General features: G+C 66.9%; 24 protein-coding genes. 13 read left to right on the forward strand and 11 right to left on the reverse strand.

The window, feature by feature from the left end; translation table 11 throughout:
* Window positions 1-7: 7 nt before the first annotated feature.
* Together NO360_RS07975 and NO360_RS07980 are read left to right on the forward strand one after the other, a co-directional pair.
* Window positions 8-727: a DUF4013 domain-containing protein gene (locus NO360_RS07975; protein ID WP_256307240.1), complete on the forward strand. Its 720-nt coding sequence runs from the start codon at window positions 8-10 to the stop codon at window positions 725-727.
* Between the two features lie 168 nt (window positions 728-895).
* Window positions 896-1,594: a DUF4013 domain-containing protein gene (locus NO360_RS07980; protein ID WP_256307242.1), complete on the forward strand. Its 699-nt coding sequence runs from the start codon at window positions 896-898 to the stop codon at window positions 1,592-1,594.
* Between the two features lie 15 nt (window positions 1,595-1,609).
* Here the strand turns inward: NO360_RS07980 and NO360_RS07985 are convergent, their stop codons facing one another.
* Entirely contained in the window at window positions 1,610-2,095 is a 486-nt protein-coding gene (locus NO360_RS07985; RefSeq protein ID WP_256307244.1) for a DUF3592 domain-containing protein, read from the reverse strand.
* Window positions 2,096-2,355: 260 nt separating this feature from the next.
* On the opposite strand from NO360_RS07985, the gene NO360_RS07990 reads away from it, so the two are divergent.
* On the forward strand, window positions 2,356-3,423 hold the full coding sequence (locus NO360_RS07990) for an mRNA surveillance protein pelota (RefSeq protein WP_256307245.1): 1,068 nt from the start codon (window positions 2,356-2,358) through the stop codon (window positions 3,421-3,423).
* A gap of 30 nt (window positions 3,424-3,453) precedes the next feature.
* Here the strand turns inward: NO360_RS07990 and NO360_RS07995 are convergent, their stop codons facing one another.
* From NO360_RS07995 to NO360_RS08005, 3 genes are all read right to left on the reverse strand, one after another.
* A complete protein-coding gene (locus NO360_RS07995; RefSeq protein WP_256307246.1) occupies window positions 3,454-5,172 on the reverse strand; it encodes a glycoside hydrolase family 13 protein in 1,719 nt (572 codons plus the stop codon).
* Window positions 5,173-5,266: 94 nt separating this feature from the next.
* Complete coding sequence (locus NO360_RS08000; protein ID WP_256307247.1) at window positions 5,267-6,265, reverse strand: ornithine cyclodeaminase family protein; 999 nt, start codon at window positions 6,263-6,265, stop codon at window positions 5,267-5,269.
* A gap of 188 nt (window positions 6,266-6,453) precedes the next feature.
* Window positions 6,454-6,690, reverse strand: coding sequence for a DUF8015 family protein (locus NO360_RS08005; protein WP_256307248.1), 237 nt, complete (start codon window positions 6,688-6,690; stop codon window positions 6,454-6,456).
* 229 nt (window positions 6,691-6,919) lie between these two features.
* Between NO360_RS08005 and NO360_RS08010 the strand changes: the two genes are divergently transcribed.
* Complete coding sequence (locus NO360_RS08010; protein WP_256308504.1) at window positions 6,920-8,218, forward strand: MFS transporter; 1,299 nt, start codon at window positions 6,920-6,922, stop codon at window positions 8,216-8,218.
* A gap of 85 nt (window positions 8,219-8,303) precedes the next feature.
* Here NO360_RS08010 and NO360_RS08015 read toward each other — a convergent pair whose 3' ends face one another.
* Together NO360_RS08015 and NO360_RS08020 are read right to left on the reverse strand one after the other, a co-directional pair.
* Window positions 8,304-8,726: a DUF3054 domain-containing protein gene (locus NO360_RS08015; RefSeq protein ID WP_256307250.1), complete on the reverse strand. Its 423-nt coding sequence runs from the start codon at window positions 8,724-8,726 to the stop codon at window positions 8,304-8,306.
* 121 nt (window positions 8,727-8,847) lie between these two features.
* A complete protein-coding gene (locus NO360_RS08020) occupies window positions 8,848-9,444 on the reverse strand; it encodes a class I SAM-dependent methyltransferase (RefSeq protein WP_256307252.1) in 597 nt (198 codons plus the stop codon).
* A gap of 77 nt (window positions 9,445-9,521) precedes the next feature.
* Between NO360_RS08020 and NO360_RS08025 the strand changes: the two genes are divergently transcribed.
* The 4 genes from NO360_RS08025 (at window position 9,522) to NO360_RS08040 (ending at window position 13,426) form a co-directional block, all read left to right on the forward strand.
* The gene (locus NO360_RS08025) at window positions 9,522-10,199 is read left to right on the forward strand and encodes a GNAT family N-acetyltransferase (RefSeq protein ID WP_256307253.1); all 678 of its coding nucleotides are present in this window, start codon (window positions 9,522-9,524) and stop codon (window positions 10,197-10,199) included.
* 133 nt (window positions 10,200-10,332) lie between these two features.
* On the forward strand, window positions 10,333-11,313 hold the full coding sequence (fen, locus tag NO360_RS08030) for a flap endonuclease-1 (protein WP_256307254.1): 981 nt from the start codon (window positions 10,333-10,335) through the stop codon (window positions 11,311-11,313).
* Between the two features lie 109 nt (window positions 11,314-11,422).
* Window positions 11,423-12,028 carry a hypothetical protein gene (locus NO360_RS08035; RefSeq protein WP_256307255.1) on the forward strand — a complete coding sequence of 202 codons (606 nt, stop codon included), beginning with the start codon at window positions 11,423-11,425 and terminating at the stop codon, window positions 12,026-12,028.
* A 75-nt stretch (window positions 12,029-12,103) separates the two neighbouring features.
* On the forward strand, window positions 12,104-13,426 hold the full coding sequence (locus NO360_RS08040) for an AI-2E family transporter (protein WP_256307257.1): 1,323 nt from the start codon (window positions 12,104-12,106) through the stop codon (window positions 13,424-13,426).
* A gap of 9 nt (window positions 13,427-13,435) precedes the next feature.
* Here NO360_RS08040 and NO360_RS08045 read toward each other — a convergent pair whose 3' ends face one another.
* Complete coding sequence (locus NO360_RS08045; protein ID WP_103992076.1) at window positions 13,436-13,732, reverse strand: PadR family transcriptional regulator; 297 nt, start codon at window positions 13,730-13,732, stop codon at window positions 13,436-13,438.
* Between the two features lie 555 nt (window positions 13,733-14,287).
* Here NO360_RS08045 and NO360_RS08050 point away from each other — a divergent pair.
* A complete protein-coding gene (locus NO360_RS08050) occupies window positions 14,288-15,001 on the forward strand; it encodes a hydrogenase maturation nickel metallochaperone HypA (protein ID WP_256307262.1) in 714 nt (237 codons plus the stop codon).
* 82 nt (window positions 15,002-15,083) lie between these two features.
* The gene (locus tag NO360_RS08055) at window positions 15,084-15,320 is read left to right on the forward strand and encodes a DUF7385 family protein (protein WP_256307263.1); all 237 of its coding nucleotides are present in this window, start codon (window positions 15,084-15,086) and stop codon (window positions 15,318-15,320) included.
* Window positions 15,321-15,564: 244 nt separating this feature from the next.
* On the opposite strand, the gene NO360_RS08060 is transcribed toward NO360_RS08055, so the two are convergent.
* From NO360_RS08060 to NO360_RS08070, 3 genes are all read right to left on the reverse strand, one after another.
* Window positions 15,565-17,082 carry an RtcB family protein gene (locus NO360_RS08060; RefSeq protein WP_256307265.1) on the reverse strand — a complete coding sequence of 506 codons (1,518 nt, stop codon included), beginning with the start codon at window positions 17,080-17,082 and terminating at the stop codon, window positions 15,565-15,567.
* 55 nt (window positions 17,083-17,137) lie between these two features.
* A complete protein-coding gene (locus NO360_RS08065) occupies window positions 17,138-18,196 on the reverse strand; it encodes a DoxX family protein (RefSeq protein WP_345780189.1) in 1,059 nt (352 codons plus the stop codon).
* Window positions 18,197-18,290: 94 nt separating this feature from the next.
* Entirely contained in the window at window positions 18,291-18,746 is a 456-nt protein-coding gene (locus NO360_RS08070; protein ID WP_256307266.1) for a DUF5799 family protein, read from the reverse strand.
* A gap of 86 nt (window positions 18,747-18,832) precedes the next feature.
* Between NO360_RS08070 and NO360_RS08075 the strand changes: the two genes are divergently transcribed.
* Window positions 18,833-20,116 carry an HAD family hydrolase gene (locus NO360_RS08075; RefSeq protein WP_256307267.1) on the forward strand — a complete coding sequence of 428 codons (1,284 nt, stop codon included), beginning with the start codon at window positions 18,833-18,835 and terminating at the stop codon, window positions 20,114-20,116.
* A gap of 28 nt (window positions 20,117-20,144) precedes the next feature.
* On the opposite strand, the gene NO360_RS08080 is transcribed toward NO360_RS08075, so the two are convergent.
* On the reverse strand, window positions 20,145-20,450 hold the full coding sequence (locus NO360_RS08080; protein WP_256307269.1) for a DUF5827 family protein: 306 nt from the start codon (window positions 20,448-20,450) through the stop codon (window positions 20,145-20,147).
* A 122-nt stretch (window positions 20,451-20,572) separates the two neighbouring features.
* On the opposite strand from NO360_RS08080, the gene folP reads away from it, so the two are divergent.
* Window positions 20,573-21,841, forward strand: coding sequence for a dihydropteroate synthase (gene folP, locus NO360_RS08085; protein WP_256307270.1), 1,269 nt, complete (start codon window positions 20,573-20,575; stop codon window positions 21,839-21,841).
* A 362-nt stretch (window positions 21,842-22,203) separates the two neighbouring features.
* On the forward strand, window positions 22,204-22,899 hold the full coding sequence (locus NO360_RS08090) for a 6-hydroxymethylpterin diphosphokinase MptE-like protein (protein ID WP_256307272.1): 696 nt from the start codon (window positions 22,204-22,206) through the stop codon (window positions 22,897-22,899).
* Window positions 22,900-22,956 lie beyond the last annotated feature (57 nt).

A 22,956-nucleotide genomic window follows, 5' to 3' on the forward strand; every position in this document is an offset into this window, starting at 1 on the left:
GATCACGATGATACAACAGTCACTGCAGTACCTCCGGAACGACGAAGAGCAATGGGTAAGGACCGTTCTCATCGGCGGCATTCTCAGCCTCTTGAGCGTCCTCATCGTCCCCTCGTTCCTCGTCCTCGGCTATCTCGTCCGGGTCGTCCGTGGAACGATGCACGAGAACGAACAACCGCCGGTCTTCGACGAGTGGGGCGACCTGTTCGTCGACGGTCTGAAGGCCTTCGTCGTGGCGTTCGCGTACAGCCTGGTGCCGGGAATCATCGCCGCCGTCGTCATCGGCGGTAGCGTCCTCTCGTTCGTCGTGGGCGGGGGGTCGGAATCCGCCAGTCTCGTGGGTCTCGGGATGGCCGGCCTCTTCGTCGGCGGGTTGCTCGCGTTCGTGCTGAGCCTGCTGGCCGCGTACGTCATACCGGCGGCCGTCGCCGCCTTCGCGGAGACCGACAGACTCGGCGCGGCCTTCTCCGTCGGCGAACTGCGTCCGGTACTGACCTCGGGAACCTACGCCACCGCGTGGGTCTACGGCATCGCGCTCATCCTCGCGGCCAGTCTGATCGCGGGCGCGCTGAACGCCGTCCCGGTCATCGGAACCGTCGCGGGCGCCTTCATCGCGTTCTACGCCGCGGTCGCGGCCTACTACCTCATCGGTCACGCGTGGGGCGAACTCCGCGACGTCGAGGTCAGCGAACGCGACGATACCGTCGGTGAGTCGCCGGCGGTCTGAGACGGCCGACGGCACGGGAGCGGAACGCTCTCGGGGCCGAGCTCCGAGAGGTGGGCTTCACTCACCTGTAACTATTCTCTGGTAATTTTTCTGGTGTCGGCGGAGTCGGTCGATTGACCGATCACCTATGCGCAAGAATTACTTGTTTGGATCGTGAGATCCGATTCGATGCTGTCAGATGCCCTGTCCTACCCGCTGAACGGTGATAGCTGGCTCCGAACGATTCTCGTCGGCGGCCTCCTGAGTCTGCTCACGGTGTTCGTGATCCCGGTATTCTTCCTCCAGGGATACTACGTCCGGATCCTCCGAGGCGCGTCGACCGGGGGGACCGATGCACCCGAGTTCTCCGACTGGGGCGACCTGCTCGTCGACGGACTGAAACTGTTCGCGGTGAACCTGCTCGTCTCGCTCGTCGTCTTCGTGGCGATGTTCGCGGTCGCCGCCATCTTCGGGGCGGGATCGCTCCTCTCGGGGGCCGGGCCCGCGGCCGATCCCGGATCGGGTGGCGGGGGGATCTTCGCGGTCTTCGGCGCGGTCGGGTTCCTCCTGTTCCTCGCGATCGTGCTGGCGATCGGCTACGTGGCGCCCGGGATGTTCGCGAACTTCGCTCGAGAGGACTCCATCGCGGCGGCGTTCGACGTCTCGACGGTCGTCGCCGGCGTGACGACGAGCGAGTACCTGGTCGCGTGGGTACTCGCCGTCGTCGTCGGCCTCGTCCTCGGGACGATCGCGAGTCTCCTCAGCATCGTGGTCGTCGGCATCTTCGGCCTCTTCTACGTCCAGGTCGTCACGTACTACCTGTTCGGCCGCGGGTTCGCCGACGGCCTCGACGAGAAACGGGGCGGCGCGGCGGCGACGACGTACTGAGCCGCTCGGCAGCCGTCAGGATCTGAGCACCGACACGACGCCGAAGAGTGCGAACAGTCCGCCCACTCCGATCACTTTCATCGGCGCGGTCGACTCCTCTGCCTTGAGGAAGCCCGCCGCGGGCGCGTTCGGGTCGACGTAGGCCGTCACGCGTTCGCCCTCGCCGTACCCGTCGAGGACCGAGCGCGCCGCGCTTTCCGTGTCGAAGTTCGACTGCGTCGACGCCGGATACACGTCGGTTCCGGTGTAGTTCGCGCCGTCGTATCGGTAGCGGAACTCGACTGTCGGGTGGTATTCGACGCCGCCGCGACGCGAGGACGATTCCTCGACACCCGTTTCGACGACCGTCGCGTCGACCTCGACCGCGTTCGCGACGGCCTCGGACTGTTGGGTGTAGTCGTAGCCACCGTAGCCGGCGACGGCGACGCCGACGACGATCATCAGGAGGGCGAGACGTGTGGAGTCGGGTCCGTCGCTGCCGATGGAGAGATTCAGGGCCACGAGAGGTGGTGATCGGTCGAGGTTTTAAAAATCCCCCGTTCGGAGGACGTGCGCGGAACAATTCTTCAATCGATACCACCGCCGACGAACGGCCGGAGGCCGTGAGTCGGCGGCATTTTTCCCTCCGCCGTGAGACGCGAAGCGTCTCACGAGCCTTGCTTCGCTTCGCTCAGCAAGACAGGTTTTTGCGCGGCGGGGTCCCACAGACCCCGCCGTGGAAAAAGGTGGATGTTTAGGCCCCGGACCTCGGAGAACTGGGTATGCGAATTTCGAGTCGCGGCCACGGCGAGGAGGGTCGCGAGCGGATGACACTCGTTCCCGAGAACGTCGACGACCTCTGGCACCTCTCGCACGTCCTCGAATCGGGCGACTTCGTCTCCGGCGACACCACGCGTCGGATCCAGCGCGACGACGAACAGCTCAGAGACACCGGCGGCCAGCGCGAACACCTCTTCGTCACGATCGAAGTCGACGACGTGGAGTTCGCGCGCTTCGCGAACCGCCTGCGCGTCGGCGGGGAGATCGTCGACTGTTCCCGGGAGGACCAACTCGGTCACCACCACACGATAAACGTCGAGGAGCACGACGAGGTCACGATCGAGAAGCACTTCAAGCCCGATCAGGTCGAGCGGATCGAGGCGGCCGAGGAGGCCGCAGAGAACGCCGACGTCGCCATCGCGACCGTCGAGGAGGGCGAGGCCCACATCCATACGGTCGCACAGTACGGCACCGAGGAGCGCTTTTCCTTCACCGCGCCGACCGGAAAAGGCGAGTACGCGCGGCCGCGGTCGGAACTGTTCGCCGAGTTGGGGAAGGCGCTCGCCCGGATGGACGTCGACGCCATCATCCTCGCGGGGCCGGGGTTCACGAAACAGGACGCCCGCGACTACATCGAGGAGAACCACTCGGAGGTCGCGGACCTCCTCACCGTCGTCGACACCGCGGGCATCGGCGACCGCGGGGTCCACGAGGTGTTGAAACGCGGCGCGGTCGACGAGGTACAGACGCAGACGCGAATCTCGAAAGAGGCGTCGCTCCTCGACGACCTGATGGAGGGCATTGCGACGGGCGAGAAGGTCGCTTACGGCATCGACGAGGTCGCCGAGGCCGCGGAGTTCGGCGCCGTCGAGACGCTGCTCGTCCTCGACGACCGGCTGCGACGGGAGCGGCAGGGCGACGGCGACTGGGAGGTCGACGTCAACGAGGTCATCCAGACGGTCGAGCGCAAGGGCGGGGAGGTCACCGTCTTCTCCGGGGAGTTCGACCCCGGTCAGCAGTTGCGGAACCTCGGCGGGATCGCGGCGCTGCTGCGGTACCGACTCCAGTAATTTGGGGCGTCTTTCGCCAATGCACCGCCGTCAGAGCCGGTATACGACGGCCTCGTAGGGCTCGAAGGACCGTTCGACCGGCGTGGACGACGTCCCGTAATTGGAGCACAGCGGCGTCGCGTCAGCCAGTTCGAGGTCGGCGTCGGGATCGAACGCGGCCGACTCACCCGACCAGTTGAGTACGATCAGCAGGCGCTCGTCGTCGAGCGTGCGTGTGTAGGCGTAGATCTGTTCGTCGTCGGGGAGCAGGAGGTCGTAGTCGCCGTAGACCAGCGCGTCCTCGCGGTGCCGGAGGTCGATGAGTCGCCGGTAGTGGTGCCAGATCGAATCCTCGTCGGCGCGCGCCGCCGCGACGTTGATCTCCGAGTAGTTCTCGTTGACGCCGAACCACGGCGTGTCGATGGTAAAGCCCGCGTGTTCCTCGTCGGACCACTGCATCGGCGTCCGCGCGTGGTCTCGGCTGACGTAGTTCACGAACGCCCGCAGGTCCGCGAAGGAATCCGCGCGGCCGTCATCGATGGCGTCCTCGACGGCCCCGATCGTCATCGGGTCGTCGAGCTCCGCGAGACTGTCGAACTCGTCGTTCGTCATCCCGATCTCCTCGCCCTGGTACACGAACGGCGTCCCGCGGGTCGTAAGCAGGAACGTCGCGAGCAGTTTCGCGCTCTCGACGCGGTAGGCGTCGTCGTCGCCGAACCGCGAGACGATCCGGGGCTGGTCGTGGTTGCCGAGATACTGAGCGGTCCAGTCGTCGCCCAGTTCCGTCTGCCAGCGGCTCATTATCTCCTTGAACTCGACGAGGTCCCACTCGCCCCACTCGGTCGGGTCGAACCGCCCGCGCGGACTCACGTCGACGTCCATATGCTCGAAGTGGAGTATCATATCCAGCCCGTCCCCGTCCGCGCCGAGGTACTCGCCCGCCATATCGACGGTCGTGTCGGCCATCTCCGCGACGGTCATCACGTCGTAGTTCGAGAACGTCCGGTCGTACAGTTCCCGGAGGTACTCGTGTATTCTCGGTCCGTGGCCGAACACCTCGATGCCGGTGGGTTCGCGGTCGGCTGTCCCGTCGGGGAGTCCCTCGGGCTTCGAGATGTAGTTGATCGCGTCGACGCGGAACCCGTCGATGCCCTTCTCCAGCCACCACTCCACGAGGGCGGCGATCTCGTCGCGCACGTCGGGGTTGCGCCAGTTGAGGTCCGGTTGCTTCTCGTCGAAGAGGTGGAGATACCACTGCCCGCGCACGTCGTCGTAGGTCCAGGCCGACCCGCCCATGAACGACCCCCAGTTGTTCGGCGGGACGGGGTCGCCGTTGCTGTCGGTCCCGCCGTCGCGCCAGTAGTAGTAGTCCCCGTAACCGTCTGCCCGTCGGCGGGACTTTTCGAACCACTCGTGTTCGTCGGAGGTGTGGTTCACCACCAGATCCATCAGCAGCCTGATGTCGCGGTCGTGTAGCTCAGCCAGGAGCCGCTCCCAGTCCTCGATCGTTCCGAACTCCGCGGCGATCGATCGGTAGTCGCTGATGTCGTACCCGTTGTCGGCCTGCGGCGACTCGTACACGGGACAGAGCCAGACGACGTCGACGCCGAGCGCGTCGAAGTACTCGACCTGCTCGGTGATGCCCGGGATGTCGCCGACGCCGTCGCCGTCGCTGTCGTTGAAGCTCCGCGGGTACACCTGGTAGACGACCGCCTCTTTCCACCACTCCCGGTCAGTCGCGTCAGCGTTTCGTGAGCTATCAGCAGTCATAACGAATACGTCCCGAGATGCGGCGTCTCCGCATCTGTCTTCTGATGGCCGTCGGGACAGCCCGAGTCCGACGTCACTCGAACGCGAGGCTCGCTCACTCGCCCGTGAGCGCTTCGCTCCCCGGGGCGAAGTCGATCGTCTGTCCCAGCCCGGCCTCGTTGGCCTTCTCGTAGAGGAGGTACGCGCCGGCGACCGTCTCGATACCGGTCCCGCCGCTGTCGAAGACGGTGATCTCGTCGTCGGACGTCCGACCGGGCGCGTTGCCGGCGACGACGTCGCCCAGTTCGGCGTGGACGTGGTCCTCGTCGACGATTCCGGCCTCCAGTGCGGCCAGGAACGAACCGGCGTCCTGGTGGACCCGCTCCTTCAGGTCCGGGACGTACGTGGCTCGCCGGATGGTCTCGGCGTCGAGTTCGCGCTTGTCTCGATCGTACTGCCCCATCGCGGTCACGTGCGTCCCCGGTTCGAGGACGTCGCCGTCGAAGACGGGCTCGCTCGCGTTCGTCGCCGTCACGACGACGTCCGCGCCCTCGACGGCGGCGGCGGCGGAGGCGACGGCGGCGACGCTGGCGTCGAGACGGCGGTCCATCTCGCCCGCGAACGACTCGCGGTGCTCCTTCGTCGGCGAGAACACCCAGACGGTTTCGAGGTCTCGGACCGTCGCCAACGCGCGCAACTGTCCCCGGGCCTGCGCCCCGCTGCCGATGATCGCGGCGGACGACGCGTCTTCGCGCGCGAGTTCGTCGGCGGCGACGGCCCCGGTTGCGCCCGTTTTGAAGGGGTTCATACTCGCGCCGTCGACCATCGCGATCGGCGCGCCCGACTCGGCGTCGAACAGCGGCGTGGTGAACCACGCGTCCGACGCGCCGAAGCCGGCGCTGTACATATATCCGCCCATCGCGCCCGTGTCCGGCAGCAGGGCCGCGTAGGTGGTGAAAAAGCCCGGCGGCTCGGCGTTCGTGAGTTTCGTCCGCGGCTCGGCCGGTGCGCCCTCGCCGCGCTGTCGGTATCCGTCGCGAACGGCGTCCACGAACTCCGCGGGGGTCGCGAGGCCGTCGACGTCCGCGCTCGTCAGGAACAGCGTTTCGGTCATGTGCCCCGGTTCGACAGCCAATCGTAAGAACGTGCGGAAACCTGCAGGTCACCGGATCGGCGGTTCGGAGCGACGACCGATGCGCTCCGCACGCACAGACCAGATTTCGGAAGCAGTACTCCGCGAAGACGACAGAGAGAACGGACGGCGAACGGGGCTTCCGTGACGGATGCGCTCGTGTCGGCCGCTCAATCGGCGTTCGGGAACTGGCCAGTTTTCTGGGTCTCGCCGGTATCGAACTCCGGTCGGGAGCTCCCACTCACGGGCGCGCGAACGAAGAGGGCGTGGCCGACGACTCCGGCAGCGACGGCGGCGGCGATGGGAACGGCTTGCGTGAGCGTGAGACTGGTCTGCATCAGACCGCCGGTGAGGCCGAAGAGCGTCAGCGGAATGAGGCCGAGGACGTAGTCGTAGTACCTTGTCATAATGTGTTCAGTACTACGTGCGTACATCATATAATTGTTTCCCGTAGCCCATTGAATGATTTCTAGTTGGTCTTCAGTTGGTTTCTCATAAGTTATTAGACGAAGTCGCGAGAGAACGTCTCTGACACGTAATCTCGTGGGGAGCGAGGGCGACATCGGTGCGTTGAATTGCCCGCTACTCGGAGATGCGGACGTGAACTCGAACGATCGGTCGATCGTCGCGTTGGTGATGCTGGCCCACGGGATGGTGCACACCTACGAGCTCTCGATCCCGATCTTCGTCTCGATCTGGTTGACCGAGTTCGAGACTCTCTCGCTCGGCATCGTCGAGGTCGGCGTCACCGAGGCGACGCTGGGGCTCGTCGTGACCGCGGGATACGGGCTCTTCGGCGTCGGCGCGCTCCCGGGCGGCGTGCTCGTCGATCGAATCGGCTCCGCCCGGCTCATCACGCTCTGTCTGTTCGGAATGGCCGGATCGTTCGTGCTCTTGGGGCTCTCGCCGAATCTGCTCGTCGTCGCGCTCGCGCTCTTGCTCTGGGGCGCCGCGGCGAGCGTCTATCACCCGGCCGGGCTCACGCTGCTCTCGAAAGGCGTCGCAGAGCGGGGCACGGGCTTCGCGTACCACGGCATCGCCGGCAACGTCGGAACCGGGCTGGGCCCGCTTCTGACCGCGATCCTGTTGCTGTTCGTCGACTGGACGGTCGTCGCGGTCCTCCTCGCGCTGCCGGCCCTCGCCGCCGGCGTGTATGCGACGCATGCACGGTTCGACGAAACGGCGGCCGTCGACGACGGAACCGACGCCGATGCCGACTCACGAGACGGCTCCGGGGACGACAGGGCCAACACCGGCGTCGCGTCGCTCGCCGAATTCACCGTCGAAACTCGGCGGCTCTTCGTCGGCGCGTTCGCGCTCGTGTTCGTGGTCGTGATGGCCTCCGGACTCTACTACCGCGGCGTCCTCACGTTCCTGCCGAACCTGCTGGAATCGCTGCCCGGGTTCGAGCCGATCCCGTTGACCGCGGCGCTCCCGACCCCCGTCACCGACGCGCTCGGCGTCCAACCCGGCTCCGAGCGCGCAATCAACCCCGAGCGGTACTTCTACTCGGGGCTACTCATCGTCGGCGTCTTCGGGCAGTATCTCGGCGGGAAGCTCACAGACCGGATCCCCGTCGAGGCCGGCCTGGCGGGCGGATTCGGCCTGCTGGCGGTCTTGGCGCTGATCTTCCTGCCGGCGGCGAACGCCGGGCTCGGTCCGCTCCTCGTCGTGGGTGCGGTACTGGGCTGTGCGCTCTTTCTCGTCCAGCCGTTCTACCAGGCCACCGTCGCGGAGTACTCTCCGGCGGGGACGCGCGGGCTCTCCTACGGCTTCACGTACCTGGGGGTGTTCGGCGTCGGCGCGCTCGGCGGAGCGATCGCCGGGACGATCCTGACGTACGCGACGCCCGGGGCGCTCTTTCTCACGCTCGCCGCGTTCGGCGCGACCGGCTCGGGCGTCGGCGTCTACCTCCTGCGGCGGCGATCGGGCTGAGACGCAGGCATCGGCGAGACAGGGCAGCAGTCAGTTCGTAGCGATCAGGAACGGATCCACCCTCAGCGTGCCGTCGCGGGTGTCATCACCCAACGATTTTGAAAAAGAGCCACCGACCGGCGACCAGCGCGACCGCGCCCGTGAGTAGCATCACGACGCCGAACGTGACCTGAAACCCGCCCGGGAACAGCGGCGACGCGCGGAGCGCGAATCCGACGACAGCGGCGGGAACCCACGCGCGGACCGCGAGCGGGATCGCCGCCTTGGCCGACTCGGCCGCGCCGGCGGAGTAGGCCCCGATCAGCGGCGCGGCGACGGCCCAGCCGACGAGGAAGGGGACGAGCGTCAGCAACCAGCCGACGGGGTCGGCGGTGAGGTAGTCGACGCCGTTGTGGTTGATCACGCCGATCGTGAGGACGGCCGCGAGCGCCAACACGTCGGCGACGGCGAGGGGGGCCGCGCCGGCGTCGATGCGTCGAGCGAGGAACGACTCCTCCGAAGTTGACATACGCGACGATTCGGACGCTCCCTAATGGCTCTCTCGGATTCGATCCGCGACGTCGTCCCCCGTCGACGTCGTCCGTCGCCGCCGCCGTTGCTTCCCGCCGTCGTCGTGGCCGGTGACCGCGTCACGCTTCCGGTGGGATACGCCCCACGACGACGTACTCGAAGCCGTCGCGGACGATCCGCGCGTCGAAGCCGGCCGCAGCGACGGACTCGCAGAGTTCCGCGGGCGTCCAGAACGTCGAGTCGAACCCGACCAGTCGCTCGGCAGCGACGAGCGACCGCCCGCGAAGCCCGCGCGGGTGGAACTCCTGGACGACCACCACCCCGCCGGGGCGGACGACACGCGCGGCCTCCGAGAGCCCCGCGGCCGGGTCCGGAAGGTGATGCAGCGCGTCGACGACGACGGCGGCGTCGACGGCGTCGTCACCGACGGGAAGCCGTCCGGCGTCGCCTCGAATGACCTCGTGACCCGACTCGCGGGCGCGTTCGAGCATCCCGGCCGAGGCGTCGACGACGACGGGATCGATCCCGATTTTTCGGAGCCCCCGCGAGGCGCGGCCGGTCCCGCCGGCCAGGTCGAGCACGCGGTCGATCGGCCGGTCGGCGAACGCGAACGCGTCTCGGAACGGGCCGACCCGCGCGGGCGGCATCGCGACGTCGTACAGCCGGGCCAGTCGATCGAAGAAGCGCACGTCGCCGGGACCGAAACGGGAGGACATACCCCGCGTTCGTCAGGGAGCGAAAAGGAACTATCGCACCGCCGAACTCTTGGGACCGCCCGTCGTAGACCCTCGGGATGGAGTTTCTCGTCCTCGGGTGGCCGCCGGACGGCCCCTCCCTTCGGTTGGATTACCGGCACTTCGCCTACGCGGGGAAGTTCGTGATGTCGAACACGGGGAAGGCCGTCGTCCGCGAGACGGACGAAGAGGACGGTTCAGTGATCTTCGACTCCGGAGACGGCTGCATAGTCGACGCGGGTGACGACACTGAATTCGACGCCGAAGACGACAGCGGACCCGGCGCGGGGGACGACTACGACGCCAGCGTCGTCGCCGCGCTCGCGTTCAACGCGGATCGGACCGACGAGGCGACCCTGTGGTACCGCTACATCACCGTCCACTCGGCGGCGAAAGGGGCGGCCATCGGCCCGCGACTGGCCGCGTTCGTGGCTCCCCGTGCCGCCGAACGCGGCTACGAACGGCTCAGAATCGCCGTCAACAACCCGTTCGCCTACGAGGCGATGTACAAGGCCGGCTTCGAGTGGACGGGGGCGGAAACCGGCGTCGCGGAACTCGTGCTCGAACGGCCGGCGAACGGATCGCCGGACACGCGGCTACGGGACGCGGACGTCGACTCCTATCGGGCGGGGCTCGACCGGTTTCGAGAGCGGGACCTCGGCGATCCCGAGGCGTCGTTTCTCAGCGAGCGAATCGGTTCCGGACTCCCGGCTCCCTGTGACGTTCCCGGGGCCTAGCGACGACGCGAGAACGCGGTCCCGACTCGCGGCCGTCACGCCAAGCCGGCCCGTGGCCCGCCGAGTCCAGAGCCCCCCTCGAACCGAGGGTCGACCCCGAGGATTAAATCGGCGGCCGACCGAAGAGCTAGCGATGGGAAACGCAGATCTACGGAGTCTGGCGGTGCTCTCCGACGTCTCATTCGAGGAGGTCGCCGGCAGCGTCGTCGCCGTCGACGCCCACAACTGGCTGTACCGCTACCTGACGACGACGGTGAAGTTCACGCGCGAGGAGGCGTACACGACCGCGGCGGGCGAGGAAGTGGCGAACCTGATCGGGCTCGTGCAGGGGTTGCCGAAGTTCTTCGAGCACGACCTCGTCCCGGTGTTCGTCTTCGACGGCGGGGTGACGGAGTTGAAAGACGACGAGGTGGCCGAACGACGCGAGGCGCGGGAGCAGGCCGAGGCCAAGCGGCAGGCGGCCGAAGAGCGCGGCGACGCCGTCGCCGCCGCGCGACTGGAGGCTCGGACCCAACGGCTGACGAGCGTGATCCACGAGACGACGCGGGAACTGCTCGAACTGCTCGACGTGCCGGTGATCGAGGCCCCCGCGGAGGGCGAGGCGCAGGCCTCGCATATGGCGCTCCGCGGCGACGTCGACTACGTCGGCAGCGAGGACTACGACACGCTGTTGTTCGGCGCCCCTTACACGCTCCGGCAACTCACCTCGAAGGGCGATCCCGAGTTGATGGACCTCGAAGCGACGCTCGCCGAGCACGAGATCACCCGCGAGCAACTCGTCGACGTGGCGATCCTCTGCGGCACCGACTTCAACGAGGGGATCTCCGGCGTGGGGCCGAAGACGGCGCTCTCGGAGATCCGCGAGCACGGGGACCTCTGGGCCGTCCTCGATGCCCGCGACGCCTCCATCGCGGACGCCGACCGGGTCAGAGCGCTCTTCCTCGACCCGCCCGTCACCGACGACTACGCGTTCGATACCGACATCTCGCCGGACGTCGAGGCCGCGAGGGCGTACGTCACCGAGGAGTGGGCGGTCGACGCCGACGAGGTCGCCCGCGGGTTCGAGCGCATCGAGTCCTCGCTCGTCCAGACCGGTCTCGACGAGTGGACCTGACCGCGCGTTCGCGTGACCCCCGCCGCCCGGACAAACCCGGTACGATAACTCAAATGCGCATTCCACCTTTCCCAATCGGTTTAGTGCCGTCGCCCGAAGGTCTGATTCGATGCGTCGCCGCCGCCTCCTCTCGTCCGCCACCGCCCTCGTAGTCGGCTGTCTGAGCGGATGCCTTTCGCTGTCGTCGGGCGGTTCTCGCGCGTCCCAGACGCCGGAGCCGCTGCCGACGACCGGCGATGGGTCACTCACCGACTTCGACGCCGGGGAGCCTTTCGAACGCCGACGCGTCGGTGAGGCCGCCGCGGAGATGCACCACCGCGCCGTGGTCTGGAACGACGACGCCGACCGCCGATCGATCCGCGTCCGCCTCCGCGAACTGGAAAGCGACGAGACGCCACTGGATCTGACGCCGACCTTCCCGGCGTACGGTTCCCTCCAAATCGACGTGTTTCGACCCGCCGACTACGTGCTGGACGTGTCTCCGCCGTCAGAGTCGAGCCGGAGGCTGGGGATCCGGCGAGACTTCGTCGACTGCAACGACTCGGCGACTCACGTCGCGGTTCGTCCCGACGGCAGTGTCAGAGCGCGGGTGATCTCGACAGTCCGCGCGTGCGAGGCCGCTTCACCGACGCCTGAGGGAGACTCGACAGCCGCAACCCCTGCTGGAACCTCGGCATCGTCGACGGCGCAGGCGACGGACGAACCCAGCGAGTGATCGAGCGAACGCGACGTCGGGCGGTCCGTCGCTCTGCACGGTAGCTTTTTGTCCCGTCGCCGTCCCTCGTTCGGTATGTCCGTTCTCGGGATGGGACGCTCGCGCCTCTCGTGGTGGGCGGTCGGCCTCGCTCTCGGAGCGGCGCTGGCGTACGTCGTCTACTCGTTCGTCGGGACGTTCGTCTTCGGGCTCTTCATCTACTACGCGACCCGGCCGATCTACCGCCGGATCAAGACGCGGATCCGACCGCCGAGCCTCGCCGCCGCGGTCGCGTTGTTCGTGTTGGCGCTGCCGGCGCTCCTGCTCATCACCTACACTGGCGCGGTCGCCGTTAGCGAACTGGTCAGATTGACCAATCAGGGGCTGTTCGACCTGTCTCAGTACCCGATTTCCGAGGATCAACTCGCCAGGCTGACCGACTTCGAGCGAGTCCTCGAGTTCGAACTCCAAGCGATTACCGTTCCCCGAATTCAGCAGCTACTCTCGTCGATCGGGTCCGCGGGCAACGCCGTCGCGTTCGTCGGTATCGGTCTCGTCCACCTGTTCGCGATGATCGCACTGGCGTTTTACCTGCTGCGGGACGGGCGAACCCTCTCGCGGTGGGGCCGCGCACGGATCGCCGACGACAAGGGCGTCCTGGAGGCCTTCCTCGGGGCCGTCGACCGCGACCTGACGAAAATCTTCTTCGGGAACATCCTCAACGCGGTGCTCACCGGGACGATCGGCGTCGTCGCGTACTCGCTGCTCAATCTGGCTTCCCCGCCCGGCGTCGCCATCCCCGCTGCGGCGCTCGTCGGACTGATGGCGGGGATCGCGAGTCTCATTCCGGTCGTGGGGATGAAACTCGTGTACGTCCCCGTGGCGATCTACATCGGCGTCACCTCCTACCTCGTCGACCCGACGACGCTGTGGTTCACGGCTGTCTTCGTGGCCCTGTCGTTCGTCGTCGTCGACACCATTCCGGATCTCGTGCTCAGACCGTACATCTCGGGGCGGAACCTCCACGTCGGGGCGGTGATGATCGCCTACACGCTCGGCCCGCTGCTCTTCGGGTGGTACGGAATCTTCCTGGGGCCGATCATCCTCGTACTCGTCGTGAACTTCGCGCGTCACGTGCTCCCGGTGTTGATCCAACGGGAGTCACTGGTCCCGTTCGCGGTCGATCCGGGCGTGGAGACGTCCATCGATGCCACCGGATCGTCGCCCGCGGATTCGAGAGCCGTCGCCGACGGGTCGAACTCGGTGGCGGACGACGGTGGAAGCGAACCGGAGACGCGTGAAAAGTCGGATACGGCGGGCACGTCGACGAACGGCGGGACCGAGACGGACGGTGGCTCGCCAGCATCAAGCGCCACCGGTGGGTTCGAGTTCGGTGCCGATCTCTCCGACCGCACCTGAAGCGGCGACTCAGTCGTCGATGCCGTCGAAAGAGACGTTGATGTACGTGCTCTCCCAGTCCTTTCGCGCGGCGATCTCCCGACGGCCGCGTCGCGTGAGCGTGTAGTAGTTCGTTCGTCGGTCGCGCTGTCCCTTGTCGACGAGTCCCTTCTCGACGAGCGTGTCCAGATTCGGGTAGAGCCGTCCGTGGTGGATCTCCTTCTCGTAGTACTCTTCGAGTTCCTCTTTGATTGCGAGACCGTGCGGTTCGTCGAGACCGGCGATCACGTACAGCAAGTCGCGCTGGAATCCTGTCAGGTCGTACATCTGCTGATTCTACTCGTATATTAGTGTTCTCCAAAATAAACATATCGACCTCTGTCGCGGCTCGCGTGCCCGCTGGCGCGGTGAGCAGAGTTAGCCGTTCGATGAAGGGTTGCCGTACATATCTGCCATTTTACGTCTTCGCAGTCAATTACCAAATATGTCTTTTTTCCTATAAAATTGGTCACCGTCTCGACCGACGTTCCTCCGAACACGGGCGGCTAGCGGACGTCGACGACCCGGTTCGAGCGCGAAGACCCGGATTCGATGAGAACGATCGGTGGGCAGACGACGAAAGGTTCGATCCGGATTCGAGCCGTGCCTTCGGCTCTCGAATTCGTCGGTCCGGGAAAAGGAAGCAAGCCGCGTGAAAAGCACGCGGATGCTTGCCGCCCTGAATTGGTCCCCGCTGACGCTTCGGCCCTCCAAAGCGAAGCGTCACCTGACACTAACCGACTGCTGTATATAAATATACCGGCTCCGAAGAGCGGTGGACGCTTCCTTCCAACTGGCTTCGGTCGCGACGCGCTTTTCTTCGCGCGGCGGACAGTTCGGTATATGCGCATCCGTGGTCGCCGCCGCTGCAAAGACTGCGGCCGAGAGTGGTCGTACTTCGAGCTGGGAACCGTCACGTGCCCGGACTGTGGGAGCCTGCGGAGCGTCGGGAGTGGAGAGCGGGAGCAACACACCGATAGCGCCGTCGAACTCGACCTCTCCACGCACCGCGCCGCACTCGACGAGCACACCGACGTCGGGGACGTCGCCGAGGAGGTGAAGACGACCCTTCGAGACTACGTTCGACAGCGCGGTTTCGTGCGCGGCGGTGAGCTCCTGACAGTCGACGACACGGTCCTCGCGGCCGCGGAGCTGCTTCACGCCGTCGACGTCTTCGACCGAGCTCGAGACCCCGACGACGCGGCTCGCCTGTACGTCCTGGAACTGCTTCGGGGCGCCGACAGCGGCGACCGTCCGGATCCGTCGTCAGTCCCCGACTCGATGACCGCCGCGCGCGGGCTGGCGTACGCGTCGGTGCTCTCGACGTTCTGTTCCGACCTCGGAACCTGGCTCGACGACAACCCCGATCCGGCCGCCGGACGCGTGCGCGAGACGATCGCCACGCACGTCAAACGCGTCGAGGCGATACACGGCGACGTTCCGGTAGCGGAGTCCGAGGCGCTCGTCACCGCCGCCCGCGACCTTGTGACGTACCTCGCCGACGGCGACGAGGCGTCGCTTTCGACGGCCCGTGACCGACTCGCTCGGCTCGGATGAGACGCTGCGGCACCGTCGCCCCGACGAGAACCGACGACCCGACGACAACCCATTTATCCGACCGCGACGCACCTCTCCGCCGATGGGCGATCAGTTCGACCAACACGCCGTCCGCCACCGGATGAAGCTCCTCCGGTCCGACGGGGACGTGACGCTGTACGAAAACCGCGACGGGGTCGAATGCCCCGCCTGCGGGGAGCCCTTCTCCCGGGTCCTGCTCACCGAGCGCCGGGCGCACTCCTTCGACCTCACCGACGCCGCGCGTCTCTGTGTCTCCCGAGAAGACAGTCGTCTCGTGGTGTGTACGCACGGAAACTGACGCGCTGTGCCGGGATTTCGGCACCGACTGACGCGCTGCAGCGCTCCGTCGGCTCCGATCGGGACGGACCGCAGCGCGGCCGGACGTTTTTACGCCAGGACGAGACCACACCCGGCGTGACCTGAACGCGGGCCGCGACGGTCACGGCGGGTGCGCGGCGCGCCGTCGCGGCCGAAGCGGGACTGCGCCGCCTGTTCGCCACCGTCGTCAGCCACGCCCACGTGTCGCGATCGACGAGCCGCGCTCAGCCCTTGATGTTGCAGACGGGGAACGTCCGGGCGACCTTGTCGCCGATTCCCAACTCGTCGGAGACGCGAACGACCTCGTCGACGTCCTTGTAGACGCCCGGCGCCTCCTCGGCGACCGTCGCGCCCGACTGCGCCTTCACGTAGATCTTCTCCTGATCGCGGAGTTCGTCTCGGACCGTCTCGCCCCAGTACTCGTTCTTCGCCTGCGTCCGACTCATCGTCCGACCGGCGCCGTGCGCCGTCGACCCGAAGGACACCTCCAGAGAGCGCTCGCCGCCGCGGAGGACGTACGAACCGGCTCCCATACTGCCGGGGATGATGATCGGCTGGCCCACGTCGCGATAGGTGGCCGGCAGTTCCGGTCGGCCGGCGGGGAACGCGCGCGTCGCGCCCTTCCGGTGGACGTAGAGCTCCCGCTCCGCGCGATCCACCGCGTCGTCGGGCGCGGCGGGTCGACCGTCGTCGTCGACGCCGACCTCGTGCACTTCTTTCTTCCCGATGTTGTGCGCGACGTCGTAGAGCAGTTCCATCTCCATCGACTCCCAGTCGCGGTCGAAGACCCGCTCGAAGACGCGCCGAGTCCGGTGCATAATCAGCTGCCGGTTCACCCACGCGAAGTTGATCGCGGCGCACATCGCCCCGTAGTACCTCTCGGCCAACTCCGAGCCCGCGGGAGCGGCCGCCAGTTCCTTGTCCGGAAGCTCGGCGAGGAGATCGGCGTGCTCCTGTTCGATCCGTCGGAGGTAATCCGTACAGATCTGGTGACCCAGGCCGCGGGACCCACAATGGATCAGGACCACGATCTGATCGGCTTCGAGTCCAAACTCCGCGGCGACCTCCGGGCGAAAGACGTCGGTGACGCGCTGGACCTCCAGGAAGTGGTTCCCGGAGCCGAGGCTGCCGATCTGGTTCTTCCCGCGGTCCTTGGCCTTCTGCGAGACCGCGTCCGGGTCGGCGTCGGGCCGCATTCCCTCGTCCTCGCAGTGTGTGAGGTCCTCCTCGACGGCGTACCCGTGTTCGAGCGCCCAGTCGACGCCGCGATCAAGGATCTCTTCGAGCGTGTCGCGGTCGGATTCGACGATGCCGCCGCCGCCGAGTCCCGACGGCACGTTCGCGAAGAGGGCGTCGACGAGTTCCTCCTCGTGGCCGACGACGTCGTCGTAGGTCAGGTTCGTCCGCATCATCCTGACCCCGCAGTTGATGTCGTAGCCGATCGCCCCCGGCGAGATACAGCCCGTCTCCACGTCCGTCGCGCCGACGCCGCCGACGGGGAACCCGTAGCCCTGGTGCCCGTCGGGCATACAGATCGCGTGATCCGCGATCCCCGGCAGATGCGTCGCGTTTCTGAGCTGCTGGAGGGTCTTGTCGTCGCCGATCTGTTCGAGCAGCGCGTCGCTGGCGAGGACGCGCGCGGGGACGTTCATCTCCCCCTCGCGTGGAATCTCCCAGACGTACTCTCGGACTCGTTCCAAGCGGATGCCGCCGTATTCGCGGACGTCCCGATTGTCGCTCATACGTCATCTTACCACGTCCGCCGAGGAAAGCATTCCCTTCGTGCGCGGTCGAGCCTCAGTCGTCCGACCGAACCGACGTCGACGGCGGCTCGGGGGTCGATCGCCGATCGCGCTCCCGGATCCACGCGTCGAACGACAACGGACCGGCACCGGTCACGAGCAGCGCCGAAGCGAGTCCGAAGAGCGAGAGGTGTGCGAGGATCGGGTCGTCTGGGAGGCCGAAGAGGGTCGTGGTGAAGAGGAGGAACGCGACGCCGGAGGCCGCCCGGACGAACACGCCGAACACGAGGACGGTCCCGACCGCCGCCTCGGTCAGGCCCGCGCCGACGACCCACAGTTCCGGGCTGACCGGAACCACGGCAGTCAAGTTGTACTTCGCGACGACCGCCGTCGCGTCGCCGGGGTTCATCAGTTTCTGTGCGACGCCCAGATAGACGAAGGAGACGCCGAGCCCGACGCGAAGCACCACGGGAACCAGCGCCGTGTACGGCTCGACTCGACGGACGAACGGTACGGCGACCGCGCGGTAAAACGGATCGATGCGGGAGTATGCGGTCTCCGCGTCAGCGAGCTGTGAGACCACGTGGTCGGCGCTCGGACGGCCGCCGCCGACGAGCGCGATCGCGATGAACGCCGGAACGTACTCGAACGCGAGAAACAGTGCCGGGGAGAAGAGCAGACCACCGAGATACGAGAGCAGTCCGAGAAAGGCGACGAGTCGCGTCCCGAACCCGAACAGGAGCAAGAAACCGACGGTGATGCCGAAGAGGCGGACGAACGTCGGCGATCCGAGCGTGACGACGGGAGAAAAAAAGTACCCGGAGAAGCCGGCACCGACGAGGGGAAGTCCGACGCTCAGCCGGAGGAGCCACGGGAGCAGGTCGCGATACCCCCGGACGGTCTCCCGAAACACGGCGATGTCGCGACGCAGTGGACGGAGTCGTAGATAGCCCAGCGCGGCGAGCAGACTGGCCGTCCCGCCGACGCCGAGCACGGCGAGGTTCAACGGGTCCGTCAGCGCCTCGACGAGAAACGCCACGACGGCGACGGGGTCGCTTCCGGGCGTGACGTACCGGACGTGAGCGCTCGCCCGACCTGCAAGGCTCGAACCCACAATCAGTACTGCGAGAACCGACGCAGCGCGGCCGATCGTGCGTGATACATTCACGGCTGGACCTCCATCTTACGAACTCGCTGCGCGGGTGGGATCACTCCTGGTAGGCGATCCGGACCTGCTCCCACTTGTTCTTCGATTCCAGATGCGTCTGCAGGGCGTCGGCGTACGCCTGCGTCAACCGTTTGGCGGCGTCGATGCGCTCCTGGTCCGATCCCGTGCTCGTCCCGTTTCCGAGACCCAGGGCGCCCTTGATCTGGTCGACGACGCCCCCTGAGGACCCGCCGGACTTGTCGTCTCCGGGCGCACCGCCCATCTGTGCCATCTGCGAGCGGACGTTTTCCAACTCCGGCATAATCTGCGGGAGCTTCTCGGTGTCGGCGACGATCCGCGCCCGCTCCGGGTCGTCGGCGTGTTCGATGTCCAGTTCTGTCGCGGTCATGATGAGTCCCCACTCCTGGCTCGAGAACTCCGAGTTCTCGACCTGGTCGGAGAACTCACGGTCGACAGCCATTCGGTCCCCGACGATGCTGTCGGTCCAGTCTGCCATACGCTCCCGTAGGTCAGTCGTCGGTTTGAGCGTTTCCCTCACCCGCCGAGGAGTGCGTTTTTATCGGCGGAGGTCAGGGAGTACGTATGGACCGGTACGACCTCCTCTACAGGCTCTACGAGGAGTACGAGACGGACACGCTGCGGGATCTGCAGAACTTCGTCGACCTCTTTCCGCCCGTCGACTCCCGCGTCGCTCTCGAGTACTGGGAGGACGCGAGCGACGAACTGGCGGCGCAGAAAGACGACATCGCGCAGTCATTCGCCGCGGGCGAGACGCTCGCGAACATCGCCGCTCGCGCGACCAGAGAGCAGACGTTCACCGCGCTGGACCTCCACTCGAAGTACGGCCGATCGGTGAACGCGCTCGTACTCGACGTCGACGAGACGCTCCGCTCGGCGGGGCAGACCGACAACGAGATCCCGCGCGAGACGTTGCATCTCCTGACCCAACTCCACGAAACCGGCGTTCCGATCGTCATCTGCACCGGGCAGACCCTCGAAAACGTGAAGGGATTCATGATCCAGGGCCTCGGGACGGAGTTGGTCCACTCGGGGTCGTTCAGCATCGTCTACGAGGCCGGGACGGGCGTGTTCACACCCGGCCACGGGTCGGACACGAAGCGCCTGTTGTACGAGACGCTCGACGAAGAGATCCAGGAGATCTTCTCGCTGGTCCGCTCGCGGGTTCTCACCGCCGCGCCGGCGGAGCTCCGCCGCTCGCTGCACCTCCAGGGCAACGAGTTCAACGTCACGCTCAAGCCGAACTTCGACGTCGGTAGCGACGCCGCCGAGGAAGTCATCGACGAGGGGTTAGTGTACCTCATCGATCTGCTCGGACGCGCCGTCGTCGAGACGGTGGAGGGAGTCGACGACGTGGGAATCGAGGTGCGAGACGTCGAGGCCCAGGAGGGCGACCGTCCGACGGACTGGGCGCGGGCGTACTACTCGGACGCTGATCCGGAGATCGCCGAGGTGCTCGCCGGCGAGGACGCGACGCCGAACTGCGGGGTCGACGCCGTACCGGTGGCCGTCCGAGCGCGCTTCGACCGGATCGACGTCGGGTACTACCACGCCGACGCCGCCGAGATCGGCTCGCTGGACCTCGACAAGCCGACCGGCGTCACCGAGGCGCTCGACGTCCTGGCTATCGACGACCCGTTCGTCTTGGTGATGGGCGACAGCAAGTCCGACCTCCGGGTGATGGAGTGGGCCGCGGACGCCGACGCCGGACTCGCGGCGGCGCCGAGACACGCCTCGGACTCGGTCCTCTCGCACGTTCGCTCGACGGACGAACTCGTGTACGAACCCGGCGATGCCGGGTCGATCCTGCGGACGGTCTCGGTGTTGAACCAACTCGCGGAGTGGTAGGGCTGTCGCGCTCCGGCCCGACTGTCCGCTACACGTCGGCGTCGTCGGGGATCTCCGCGGCTTCGTCGTCCGCGACTTCGACGCCGAAGTAGCCGGGTTCGTCCCCGACCGGATCGTTGATCACCAGCTCTTCGGCGTGCACCATCAACCAGGGGATCGTCCACGCGACGACCCGGTCTTCCGTGTCGGCGTCGAGTTCGACGTCCGGATCGAGCCCCTGGAGCAGGCGAGCGATCTCCGGGACCGTGTACATTAACTCCGGATCGAGCACCTCGTCGGGGTCGTACAGTCGATAGGGGTACAGCGTCTCGAACGTCTCCTTCCGTTTGGGCATACGCTCCCGTTGTCGTCGACGGGCAAAGTATCGGTGGATGCGTCCCCAGCGTTCCGGCTGACGCACCGCCTATGAAACTGTTATGGCCGACAGTATATGTGCCAGCCGTCCTTGGTTCGAGTATGCGAACTGTGGACGCTGCCGGGCTGGAGATCGGCGACGAGCACCCGCCGCGGATTATGGGGGTCCTGAACGTCTCGAAGGAATCGCCCTACGACCCGAGCGTCTTCGACGACCCGGGGGAGGCGGCCGCCTACGTCGACCGCGAACTCATCGACCAGGGCGCGGACATCGTCGACGTCGGCCTCGAATCGGCCAACAAGCGCTTCGGGGTGCTCTCGGCCGACGCGGAACTCGAACGCCTCGACACGGCGGTCGAGACGCTACAGAGCGTCTCCGGAGACGCCGTCTTCTCGATCGAGACCCGCTACCACGAGGTCGCGGACGAAGCGCTCTCGCGGGGGTTCGATATGGTGAACGACATCTGCGGGTTCGCCGATCCCGAGATGCCGCGGGTCTGTGAGGACTACGACGTCGCGGTCGCGAAGATGGCTTCCCCGCCGGATCTCACGGCCCCCGGCGCGGTCGAGTCGGTCGACTGGGCGGCGCGGAGCGCCGCCGAACGGGAGCGTAGCCGCGGCTACGCGGACGACATCTACGACGCCCTCGCACTCAACGGCTTCACGGACAAGACGATCGTCGACCCGGCGTTCGGCGGCTGGTCCGAGGAGAAGACGCTCGAAGACGACAAAGAGACGTTCCGGCGGCTCCGGGAGTTCCGCGGGTTGGGCTATCCACTCCTCGTCTCGATCAACCGCAAGAACTTCCTCCGCGAGGTCACCGGCCGATCGACCGAGGAGGCGCTGCCGGTCTCGCTGGCGGCGACGTCGATGGCGGTCGAACGCGGCGCACACGTGATCCGGACGCACGACGTCGAGGAGACCCGAGACGCCGCCTACATCGGGCACGAGTTCGCTCGCTCCCGACTCAGCGGATCGAGCGGCGGCCGCGACGCCGGCGACGTGTCCGTCGAGGAACTGGACGTGACGACGACGCGGGAGGCCGCGCGACACCTCGACCGGATCGGTTGCGACGACTCAGCGGCGGTCGCGGCGGACGCCGTCGTTCGCGTGATCGAACTCTCCGGACTCTCGGATCCGGCCGTCGGGGCGCTCTCGACCGCCGCGGTCGAGACCGGCGTGACCGTCGTCGCCGAGGGAGCGACCGAGAAACGCGTCGCCTCGGCCGACGGAGGCGAACCGTCCACCGGCCGACGCGTGCTCCTCTTCGGGACGCCCCGTGGGCTCTCGGGCCTCGAAGCCGCAGTCGGCGACGACGGCGGCGACGCACTGTCCGACGCGCTGGGCACGATCGCTGCGGCCGTCGAGTGACTCCAGACTGAAGTCGTAGGGGCCCCGCCTCGGCGGCCTGTGAGAAGCGGCCGCGTTCACCTCCCGATTCCGACGCAAAGTGGCTTTCTTTGCTTCCGGTACTGGACGGATGCCTCGGTTTCGAGCGTCAGACACCGTGTACCCCCCTGTCAGACGCGATCGAACACGGGAAAGCTTATGACAGATCGATTGAAACCGGAAAAGTGGAAGCCGGGAGGGCACGCGGGTAGGGGTACTTGGTGCCATTCCGGCTCACGCCGTAACGACCGAGAGCGACAGCTATAGAGCGCTTGCCACGCACTGCGTACCCGAAGGCACGCTCCCGGACGATGGCGCGAGTGAACACGGACACACGCTCTCCTATGAACTTCGAACGCTGGAATCCGATCTACGAATCGATCCTCGGAGACTTCGGCTATCCGAGAGACGGTGACGAGCGCGCTCGCGACGTCATCAGCGAATATGCGGAGCCGTTCGACTTCGAGCGCCTCGACTGCGCGGGCGACGCCGTCGCCGTCGTCGGCGCCGCGCCGTCGCTCTCGGCGGCGGTCGACCGCGTCGCCGACGCCGACCGGGTGTTCGCCGCGTCGACGGCTGCGGACGTCGTTCGAGACGCCGGTTACGAAGTCGATCTGCTGGTGACGGACCTCGACAAGAACCCCGAGACGGCGCTGGAACTGACCCGCGAGGGCGTTCCCGTCGCGGCGCACGCCCACGGCGACAACGTGCCGCTGGTCCGAGAGTGGGTCCCGCGGTTCGAGGCGACGCATATGATCGCGACGACGCAGGCCGAACCCGTCGACGCCGTCTACAACTTCGGCGGCTTCACCGACGGCGACAGGGCGGCGTTCCTGGCCGACGCGCTCTCGGCGGCGGAACTCCGGTTCGTGGGGTGGGACTTCGACGATCCGACCGTCGACGCGGCGAAGGCGAAGAAACTCCGGTGGGCCGAGCGACTGCTCCACTACCTCGAACGACGTCGCGGCGAGCGGTTCTCGGTCCTCGACGGCCGACGCGACGGCATCGATCCGATTCCGCTCGATCGCCCCGAGAGCTGAACCCGTCCGCACTCGCGCCGCCGACACGTTGACGGCGGGGGCGTTCTTCCGACCGAT

The organism is Halobellus litoreus, from assembly GCF_024464595.1.
Classification (GTDB): Archaea; Halobacteriota; Halobacteria; order Halobacteriales; family Haloferacaceae; genus Haloquadratum; species Haloquadratum litoreum.